The organism is Lacinutrix sp., assembly GCF_037625555.1.
In the GTDB taxonomy this organism is placed as follows: Bacteria; Bacteroidota; Bacteroidia; order Flavobacteriales; family Flavobacteriaceae; genus Lacinutrix.
Genome location: NZ_JASJHV010000070.1, coordinates 1 through 9,914, shown reverse-complemented (window position 1 = coordinate 9,914; position 9,914 = coordinate 1). Strand labels below are relative to the sequence as shown.

Annotated in this window: 5 protein-coding genes and 1 pseudogene; all 6 read right to left on the bottom strand. The window is 32.9% G+C overall.

Annotated features, from left to right (window positions below):
• A pseudogene (locus tag QNK89_RS05820) lies at nucleotides 1-1,085 on the bottom strand (hypothetical protein); the annotation flags it as partial.
• Nucleotides 1,086-1,299: 214 nt separating this feature from the next.
• Entirely contained in the window at nucleotides 1,300-3,372 is a 2,073-nt protein-coding gene (locus QNK89_RS05815) for an immunoglobulin-like domain-containing protein (RefSeq protein ID WP_340170083.1), read from the bottom strand.
• 23 nt (nucleotides 3,373-3,395) lie between these two features.
• Entirely contained in the window at nucleotides 3,396-4,232 is an 837-nt protein-coding gene (locus tag QNK89_RS05810) for a glycoside hydrolase family 16 protein (RefSeq protein ID WP_340170082.1), read from the bottom strand.
• A gap of 18 nt (nucleotides 4,233-4,250) precedes the next feature.
• Entirely contained in the window at nucleotides 4,251-5,651 is a 1,401-nt protein-coding gene (locus tag QNK89_RS05805; RefSeq protein ID WP_340170081.1) for a glycosyl hydrolase family 16, read from the bottom strand.
• An 11-nt stretch (nucleotides 5,652-5,662) separates the two neighbouring features.
• A complete protein-coding gene (locus tag QNK89_RS05800; protein ID WP_340170080.1) occupies nucleotides 5,663-8,839 on the bottom strand; it encodes a glycoside hydrolase family 2 TIM barrel-domain containing protein in 3,177 nt (1,058 codons plus the stop codon).
• A 259-nt stretch (nucleotides 8,840-9,098) separates the two neighbouring features.
• On the bottom strand, nucleotides 9,099-9,782 hold the full coding sequence (locus QNK89_RS05795) for a LuxR C-terminal-related transcriptional regulator (RefSeq protein WP_340170079.1): 684 nt from the start codon (nucleotides 9,780-9,782) through the stop codon (nucleotides 9,099-9,101).
• Nucleotides 9,783-9,914: the final 132 nt, after the last annotated feature.

Below are 9,914 nucleotides of genomic sequence, written 5' to 3'. Positions count from 1 at the left end.
CCACCACGCATAATATTAAATAATGTATTGGCAAAATGACGTGTATCTCTTAAACTATCTGCTGAAACCTGAATTGCATCAGAAGCAGCATTTAATTCTACTAAACGTTTTGTTCCAAAAGCAATATTTTTATTTACTGTATCTTTTAAGTTATTATCTTCTCTAATTTGCTTAGATAATAATGCAATGTCTGAATGATTTTGATTTACGTTGGCAACTAGCATCCATTCTTTAGAAGAATTCTCTAAAAGCTCTATTTCGGTAGAAACAAAATAAGCTCCTTTTTCTGCTTTTATATCAATTTCTTGAGTTATATCTTTTTGTGATCTAAAATTATTAAGCTGTAATGAAGACAATAAATACTTTGGGTTTTTTAAACCAAGAGACCAAACAATATTTGCTTTTAGAGCTTCACTCGCTTCTGCATTATCTACAAGAATAGCGCTAAGTGCAAATATTCCAAGTCCTGTAGACTCTTCTAATTCATTGCGCTTGTATGCATCTACCAAATTACTTGATTGGTTTTGAGTATCACTTCCTATACTTGCTGGTAAAATATTTTGAATACCATCTAGAAGAGTAACATTAATACTTTCGTTAGAAGTATTAATTAATTTAGATTTTTTTACGAAACCAAAATCATTACTCGAGCTCCATTGATATCTAAATGTTAGTGATAAATCGTGATTTATTTCCTCAAATATTATTTTATTACCATACCTGTTTTTGTAAACATTCTGAGTTGTAACATACCTTCCAAGAGATCTGATTGCTAATGGTTCCCACATGTAAACTTGACCATTTTTTAGGACTTTAAAAATAGATTTGTTACCTGTAATATCAGCAGATTCTGTAATTTTATCATCTGTATAATATGGAAATAAAGCATATTCAGAGTTTTTACGACCTGCTGTTAGCCCTCCACTACTTGAAATAAACATCCAGTGATTAGAGTCACTAACTATACTCATAAAAAACGGACGAATCTCATCGCTATTAGATATTTTATAATAGTTATCGTTATCTATAACTACTTCTTTTAAAGTTGTATCTGTCTTAATCGTTTCTTTATTATTACTATCCATTATTGTTGCTTAGGTAAAACTTTAATTATTAACCTTTATGCTTTTAAAAATTTAGTTTGCATAAAAGTTAAATTATTCTTTGCTGAAAACAGGCAAAGAAATATGACTTGTAATATTAAATAAGACATATTATCTCATTAGTAATAATATTATATTAATAGGAGAGTCTAATTAGACTCTCCTATTAATATAATATTATATAAATTTTATTTCCCTAGTTATTACTAAATGTGATGTTATCAAAATAAATGATATCATCAGCTGTACGTGCTATATAATCTGGGAATACAATTATTTGATCTACTCCGTTAGTTTCACCTAGACCAATATAACTTGAGAAATCGAATGTTAATTCTTCCCATTGATTAATAAGTGTGTTTACTACTTTTAATTCTGGTTGTGCTCCACCTGAAGGTGTTGCAAATTTAATTCCAACATCACTAATCTTAGTTTTATAAACCATAATCCTAACAATTGCATTAGAAGCAGAAATATCCCAAGCAATACCCATTGTACCATGAACTGTTTCTGTACCCACATAAGGCTGTCCTGCTTGTAAAGCTGTGATTTTGGCAACTTGAGCTGAAGTATTAATACCTGATGCATCAGGATTTACCACAAACTCTAATGGTGGATTACTATCATTTTCAAAAACATTCCAAGACCAATTAGCTCCAAATCCATTAGTTTCAAAATCTACAGGTAACGAAAGGTCGTAAGCGCCTCCGCCACCTCCTCCTCCTGGAGCTTTGTGGAAGTAGATGTTGTCTAAATAAATATCATATGAAGCAGTATTACCAGTACCATCACTATTAAATTGTCCATCAAATTTAATTTGTATTAAAGAATCCCATGTCATTCCAGTAAAGTCTGCAATTGGAATATCTATACTACTCCAAGATCCTGCAGTAGTTGGAACTACTACTAAAGTTTCAATTGCACCAGTTCCTGAGTTAATAGGACTTACTTTAACTTGTCTATCTGAACCAGCTACCCATATGTCTACATGTAAAAACTCCATAGCAGAACCGTTTTGTACGGTTGAAGAAAAGTCTGTACCTTGATAATTAAAGTTTGGATATGCAAGCGAAAAGTTACCATCTCCTGGATCGTAAGTTGTATTCACCATCATATGCCCAGATTGTGTCCAATTAGGATCGTAAGTATTTATAGCAATATTAGTATATGTATCTCCATAAATTGATATTACATCAGCTGCATCTCTAGCTGGTGGAACAGGTGCAGAAGTTGTTGGAGCTGTTGGAGCTGTAATAACTTCTACCATTCTTGTTACTTGTGTTGCTGCGTTTCCTGCTGCATCACTAACATCATATGTAATATTGTACAGACCTAACGTGTTAACGTCTACTGTATCACCACCAAAAGTAATGTTACCAGAAATATCACCATCTATATTATCTGTAGCAGATGCACCTGGTTCTGTGAAAGTAGAACCTAGTATAACAGTCATACTTGCATTACCATTTAAAGTAATAGTTGGAGCTACGTTATCTACTGTTGGTATTTGAACGATATCATCTACATAAAAAGTTCCAGCTGTTGTTCCTGGTCCATCAACAAACATTGTAATCTGAGAAAAGCTAGCTGCAGAATCGAATGTGAAAATCATTTCTTCCCATCCTGTACCACTATGACTTACTGATGTTTCAACATCTGCTCCAGTACCTTGTTCTAATTTCATTAATACGTCTATGGGTGCATTAGACCAAAAATTAATTTTAATAGTCTTATCTGTACTCAAGCTTAAAGACGCACCTAGTTCGAAAAATAAACCTTCAAAATTAGCACCAATATTTGTTATTGCTCCAACATTAGAGGCAACAGAATTTGTTCCTGAAAGGTCAGGATTTTCAACAACATCGAATGCAGCACCATTAAAAGTTGTTGCCTCATAAATTACCAAACTGCTATCGAAAGTAATTGGAATTGTAATTGCTTCAGGTATAGCTATTGTAATTGTATCTTCGAAAGTATCAGTAGCTCCTGAGTTATTCATTGCTTTTAATACAATAGTATAAGTACCTGAAGGATACATTTTTATTGGATTAATTTCGGTAGACGTACTTTCATCTCCAAAAGACCATGAATAGTTGTCTGCATTTGTAGATGTATTAATGAAAGTTACTACACCTGTAGCTTGACTAATTGTGTGAGTAAAACCAGCTTCTACTATAGGTAAGGTTGCTTCATCATCTTCACATCCTGTAAAAGATATAGCGAGTATTAGTAATACAAATATTTTGGTATTTTTAATTAAGTGTTTCATGATTCTCTTTTTTTTAATATTTATTATTGTTGGTAAACTCGCACATAATCTACAAGCATGGTTTGTGGAAAGACAGTTTCAGAATTTGGAGCTCCAGGAAAATTACCTCCTACAGCTAAATTCAAAATAATATAAAATGGATTATTAAATACCCACTCTCCAGGCACATCTGCTGGAGTTATTTGTTGATATAAAGCATCATCTACATAATAGTTAATATAATCTGGTGTCCATTCTATACCAAATACATGAAAACCTGTATCAAAACGATCGTTTTCTAATGTATATTCTTTTGTTACTGCTTCACCGGCAGAATATCCTGGTCCATGAACGCTTCCAAAAACTGTGTCTGGATTATCTCCTAAATATTCCATAATATCAATTTCACCGCATTGAGGCCAGATATTAGTTTCGCAATCACTTCCTAATAACCAGAATGCAGGCCAAAGTCCTTTACCGTAAGGGACTCTAATTCTAGCTTCAAAACGACCATGAGTTTGCTCAAACAAACCTTGTGTTGTTATTCTAGCAGAAGTGTATGAAGAACCGTTGTAGGCTTCTTTATTTGCACTGATTAATAAGTAACCGTTTTCAACTTTTATGTTTTCTGTTCTATCTGTATAATATTGAAGCTCATTATTTCCCCAACCATTATTACCAGTCCCAATCTCATAATTCCAAAGCGCACTATTAGGAGCGCCTTCAGCATCAAACTCATCTGACATTACCAAATTTGTAAAATTGGTAACAGTCTGTGTTTCGTCTGTAGAGCAATTTGTTATTGTTAGAAATAACAATGCTATAAAGGGTATTGAAACAACCTTGATAAGACTTTTAATTTTATTCGTTTTATTCCTCATTTGTTTATGTTTTAAATTTTATTGGTGGAAATAAACATTATCTATATAAAAATTACTTAATGATGATCCATTAATGTTTTCATATATAATTAATCCTATATTATTTTTATTTGTAAGTGTTAATGGAACATCTACAGTAATCCATGTGTCAGGCTGTACTTGAGATACATCGACAAATATTTGTTGTCTTGTATCATCTCCTCCATTATCAATTTGGTTAGCTCCCCAATCCTCAATAGAGATTAAAAAGTCGAAATCGGAAGGTACATTATCTGGCACATACATGTTTAAATGAAAATGTGTCATACTTGAGGCATCTAATGTAGGGCTAGACATTGCTGTACCTACATAATTAAAGTTTGTATAACTTAAAATATTATCTCCATTTATTGCGAAATCTGCAGATCCAGTTGTTGAACCAGGTGTCCAAAAGCCATTATAATAATCTACTGGTACATTAGTATAAGTATCACTAAAAACTGAAAGCACAGTACTTGGATCTAAAGTTGGCGTTGGTGCAAACTGAAAATCACCAACCGAATTAACAGTAAGAGTGCCTTCTGCAGCAACTCCTCCTAAAACAGCTGTGATTTCTGCTGTACCTATTCCAATTATAGATACAAGTCCTAATTCATTTACAATTGCAATATCAGTATCTGATGAAGTAAAAGTAAAATAAGAAGGTGCTGCTGATACAGTTTGATTCTGTCCGTTAGCTAAATTAAAAGTTTGTGTAAGACCTGTTACAGTAATTGGAGATCCTATAAATGCTGTTTGTACAACATCTTGACCATTAAATATTGCAGGTCTTGGTTGCGCTATTGTTTCTAATTTTTCAAATCTTAATTCATCAATCCAAAAAGTATAGCCTCCTTCGTCAAAAGAATTTTCTGCTCCTTCTGCATACCAAAACATTCCTTTTTCTTGATTTAGTTTAGAAGCATCTGGTATAGCTATTACATATTTAGTCCAAACAGTTGTTAAAGGCAAGTTTTGCATTGTAACTTGAAATTTGTTATTAGTTTCACCATTTATACCAAAACCAATTTCATTAATATCTGCTCCTTGAGATGCTTTCGCCCAAAAAGTTAAAGCATCATATTGTGATAAATCACGAGGTGCTAAACTTGGAAAAGTTGCTCCACCATAACTAACACCAAATTGTGGTATATCGAAACGCATAGATGCAGATCCTAAATATTTTTCATTGAAATCTACAGAAAATGCTTCGGCAAAAGACCCTCCAAAAGGAAAATAATCTAATCCACCTTGAAAATTATCTGTAAATATTTCTCCTGTTGTTGAAAAAGTTGCAAACTCAGCTTCATCAGACAGTTCTCTCTCACAGCTTATAGCTGTTATAAAAATCAGCCCTATACAAAGGAAGATTTTTGGATAAATGTTTTTTCTAGTTTTCATTTTTCTTTTTTTTAATTGCCAATGTTAATATGTATATATGTTCTTATTTCCCACTCGCTACCATTACCAAACCCAACAGGACTTAATATTGGTGATGCTGCAAATTCTGATGCTCTTTGATTAGGCAAATATCTTGGTGAATTTTCATCCATTGAACGCCAAGTTCCACGAATTCCAATTTTTGTACTTGGTAACACAAACCAACCCGGTTTACCTAAAGTTGTAGATATATCTAGCATTGTTTGCACTGGGTATGTAAGGTTAAAATCACGATGGTAATCAAAAGGTCCCCAATCGTTCAGTTTTAACTGGTGGACAATTTTAAATTTCTTATATATTACTCTAATATCTCCTCCAAAACGGTTAATAGTTCTTAAATCATCACCATTTGCTTGAGCATTACCAACATAGAAGTTAGCAATAAGACCTAAATCTGGATTTACTTTTGATACCATTCTTGAATTTACTTCCCATAAATCTCTTGCAGGTGCTGCATTTGCGAAAGCAAAAAATGAACGATCTGCTAAAAATCCAATATGTGCATCTTGAGCTGTTGGATGATGACGATATACAAAACCAAGATTCATTGCGAATTTTGCGTCTTCAGATCTATCATTATCCCACTCGTACATCCATGTACCTGGTGTTGGATCGTATGTTAATAGCATTTCTCCTGCTGTTGTCTCTCTATTACCTCTTACTGCAAAAGGATCACTAATTACGTTTCTTAGTCTTCCAGGACCTCCTACCATATCATTTGGCATTGCTGCAACTAGTGGCTTTTGCCATAAAAAGTTTGGTGCTAGTTGGAAATTACCCATTGAGTAAGTAAAACCTGCTAATACATTAGTTTGGTTTCCACTTCCACTATCTTTTAGTTTCCAACCTGTAAAAGTTTGTGTAGCATCTGCGCCACCATTTGCAACTAATCCCATAATCGCTCCTTGGGCATACATTTTAAATCTACCACCTGCATATGTGATTTTAGCTTTTCCACCCCAATTATCTTTATTATTTACTTCATCTTCGTATACTGTATAATTTCCTGTTGAACCAGTAACATTTTGATATGTACTTCCATTTAAAGGGTTTCCTGACCAAATACCACCTAATGATAATCCGAATTTTCCAAAATCTCTTTCTACAACAACAGTTCCTCTTTCTGTAGGCCATCCTGGAATTATACCACTTGCTACTTGATTAGCATTTAATATTCGTTGCCCATTATCATCAAATTGAAGTTCTGTATCTAAATCTCTATGATATATACCAGTAACATCCCAATTACCAATTTTACGTCTATATTTTAATAAAGCTGTAGGATTGGCTCCCCACCAAAGTTGAGGACCAAAAGCAGCCTTTAAACCATTTAAAGACCCTTTTCCATCTATTTCGACACCTAAAATTTCTCCATTATAAATGTCTAAGTTTGGGCCATAATTTGCTTCTGGATATAAACCAAAGAAATCTCCTTCGTATTGCCAATGATAATGTCCTGTTCTATAAAAACCTCTAACATCTACATCTTTAGTTTTCCACTCGAATTCTGCGTTATAAACTTGAACTCTGTTAGGGTCGGCTATGTTTACATTTCCATCATCTGAATTAACATCGAATCGCCTTCCTCTATTTTCATAAAAGATTTCATCTATAGGATTCTCTGCAACATTACCTAGTATGTTAAAGTTAACTTCTGCTCTCATATTTGCAGCAGGATTACCTTCTACTCCTATAAAGTAAGATTGCATGTGATCGAAACCTAATTGATTTGGATAAACCTGATTATTTGGGTCTGCTGTTTCTGGAGTAGTAATTAGTGTACCTCCTGTATTAAATGTTGTAAATTCTGCTCTTAAGTTACTAAGACGCACTTTATCTCCATTCCCACCTAATGCAGCTTTATCACCTCTAGCTCTTAAAACTGCATCCATTAAATTGATATTCTTAAAATGGTTGTCGATAAAATTTTGATCTACGCCATCTAAGTATGGATTTACTTGATGTGCTTCTTTTAAAGAATAGTATGCTGCTCTAGGATACAAATCATATAAACCTCTTGAATCTGTTGGCCCTTTAGCACAAACACCAAACCATTCTTCATTCATATTATTTGATCCATTTTCCATATCGTGAGGATAACCTCCATTAGACCAAGTTGCATCATTATCATGAATGTCTAAATTTTTTGTTTGACCGGTTTTCCACCATCCATCACTAAATTGGAATGTAAATCCTCCGATTGAATTATTAGCTTTTCCTACGCCAGCAGCGTTTTCGTAAATTTCTTTCCAATTACCAACCATATAATAAGCTTGAGCTTTCTGGTCTTCCTGATTAGATAAAGCGTTAAATGAATCTGCACCAAACTCAGTAAACATGATAGGCTTGTCTAACTCGTCTCTAACACGTGTAAAAGCATCTCCAAAAGAAACACCTCTATACATGTTTGTACCATATATATCTATGTCTTTACATAAGTCTGCTACAATGTCTGCAAACAGCAAATCTCCATTACAGATAGCTACAGGATGAGAACCTCCATTGATTGATTTTATTTTTAATGCTGCGTCATTCATCAACTTGTACATTGGTCTTCCACGTTTTTCACCAACTGCTTTCCTTTTTTCTTCTTCATCGGGAAAACCTTCAGTTTCTGCACCAGCCCAAAATAAACCATAGTTGTTTTCATTTCCTAAAAGAAACATTAAAAGACCTGGTGTGTTTTTGAACTCTTCAGCAAGTTGAGATATCTCATCCATAAGTATGGCTTGAGTTTTTTCATCTCTATAATCTGTAACAGGCGTCCAGTTTCCTTCTATTGTTAGGCCATATCGCCCAAAAGAATGATTAAGCATTGTGTAAATACCATAGTTCTCATATATATATTTAACCCATTTTGGTTGTATTCCAGTATATTGACGAATAGCATTTATTCCCATGTTTTTAAGAAGCCCCATTTCTTTATCTAATGCTGCTTTAATATCGTCGTCTGATTGTTTCCATAAACTGTATGAATAATTTTTACCAATTGGTACGTAGCCCCAATTCATACCATTAATCATGAAGTCTTCTCCATTAACTAATAGTTTCATTCCATCCCCATTTTTCTGAACAGCCACTTTGTTTACTTGAGCTAAAGCTATTGTTGCAAATAAGAAAAATATTAATCTTAAAAAGTTGTTTTTCATTGCGTTGTATTTTTTTTATTTGTTAAGTTTTAAATATTTCTGGTTATTATTTTTGTAAATTTATACCAAAATAATATGAAATATCTAAAACTGACCCCTACAAAAAACATACACAACAATAATAAGGCTAGAATACTGCGAAATCCTCAATAAATATCTTTAGAGCCTAGTTGTTAAAGACTTGCAAAAAGCCAGATTTAATTATAAAATTCACAAATGTTGTGGTAATGTATGGTTATTTTGATTGTTAGTATTGTAATTATAATTCTATGATGTAGTTTGCTAAACTTGTTTTATGAGGTAAATTCATTTTTTTTCTTAAGCGATATCTTTTAACTTCTACACTTCTTGCAGATATATTTAACAATGGAGCAATCTCTTTAGATGATAGATTAAGTCTTAGATAAGCACACAATTTAAGATCGTTTGGTGTTAGAATACTATGCTCTGCTTTTAGTTTCTTTAAAAAATCTTTATCAGCGTTATTAAAGGCTTCTTGAAAGAACTTCCAATCGTCTGTATTGTTTATGTTTTTATCGATAATTCTTATTACAGACTTGATATTTAAATTAGCATCCTTATTATTTAGTTCACTTTTAATAGTATTTAAAAATTCATTCTTTTTAATCATGCTCATTGTAGAGATTGCCAATTCTCTACTTTTACTATCGATATCTTGTTGTAATTTTAAATTTTCGAAATGCATTTGTTGTTGTTTATTCTCTAATTCTTTATGCTCTAGGTCTCTTTCTGCCTTAAAAATAACCTTTTCTCTTAGTTTTTTATGATAGCCATTATAAAAATGGTGTAGTATAAATACTAACAATATAAAGACTAAAATATAGACTGATACTGCTAGATTTGAATAATACCAGGGCTTATTGATATAGAATTGGAAACTCGCATTGTTTATTGAAGTGTTTTCTCCGATCCTTGCCCTCACATTAAACGTGTACTCACCAGACGGTAGATCCTCATCAAGTACACTGGACGATGTAGACCAATCACTCCAATTTTTCTATATACCATCTAATTGATATTGATACTCTACAACCTTAAATTTATTGAATTGCTT

Coding starts and splice junctions, on each gene's coding strand:
- QNK89_RS05800 (WP_340170080.1), bottom strand. CDS start 8,839: ATGAAAAACAACTTTTTAAGATTAATATTTTTCTTATTTGCAACAATA.
- QNK89_RS05810 (WP_340170082.1), bottom strand. CDS start 4,232: ATGAGGAATAAAACGAATAAAATTAAAAGTCTTATCAAGGTTGTTTCA.
- QNK89_RS05815 (WP_340170083.1), bottom strand. CDS start 3,372: ATGAAACACTTAATTAAAAATACCAAAATATTTGTATTACTAATACTC.
- QNK89_RS05805 (WP_340170081.1), bottom strand. CDS start 5,651: ATGAAAACTAGAAAAAACATTTATCCAAAAATCTTCCTTTGTATAGGG.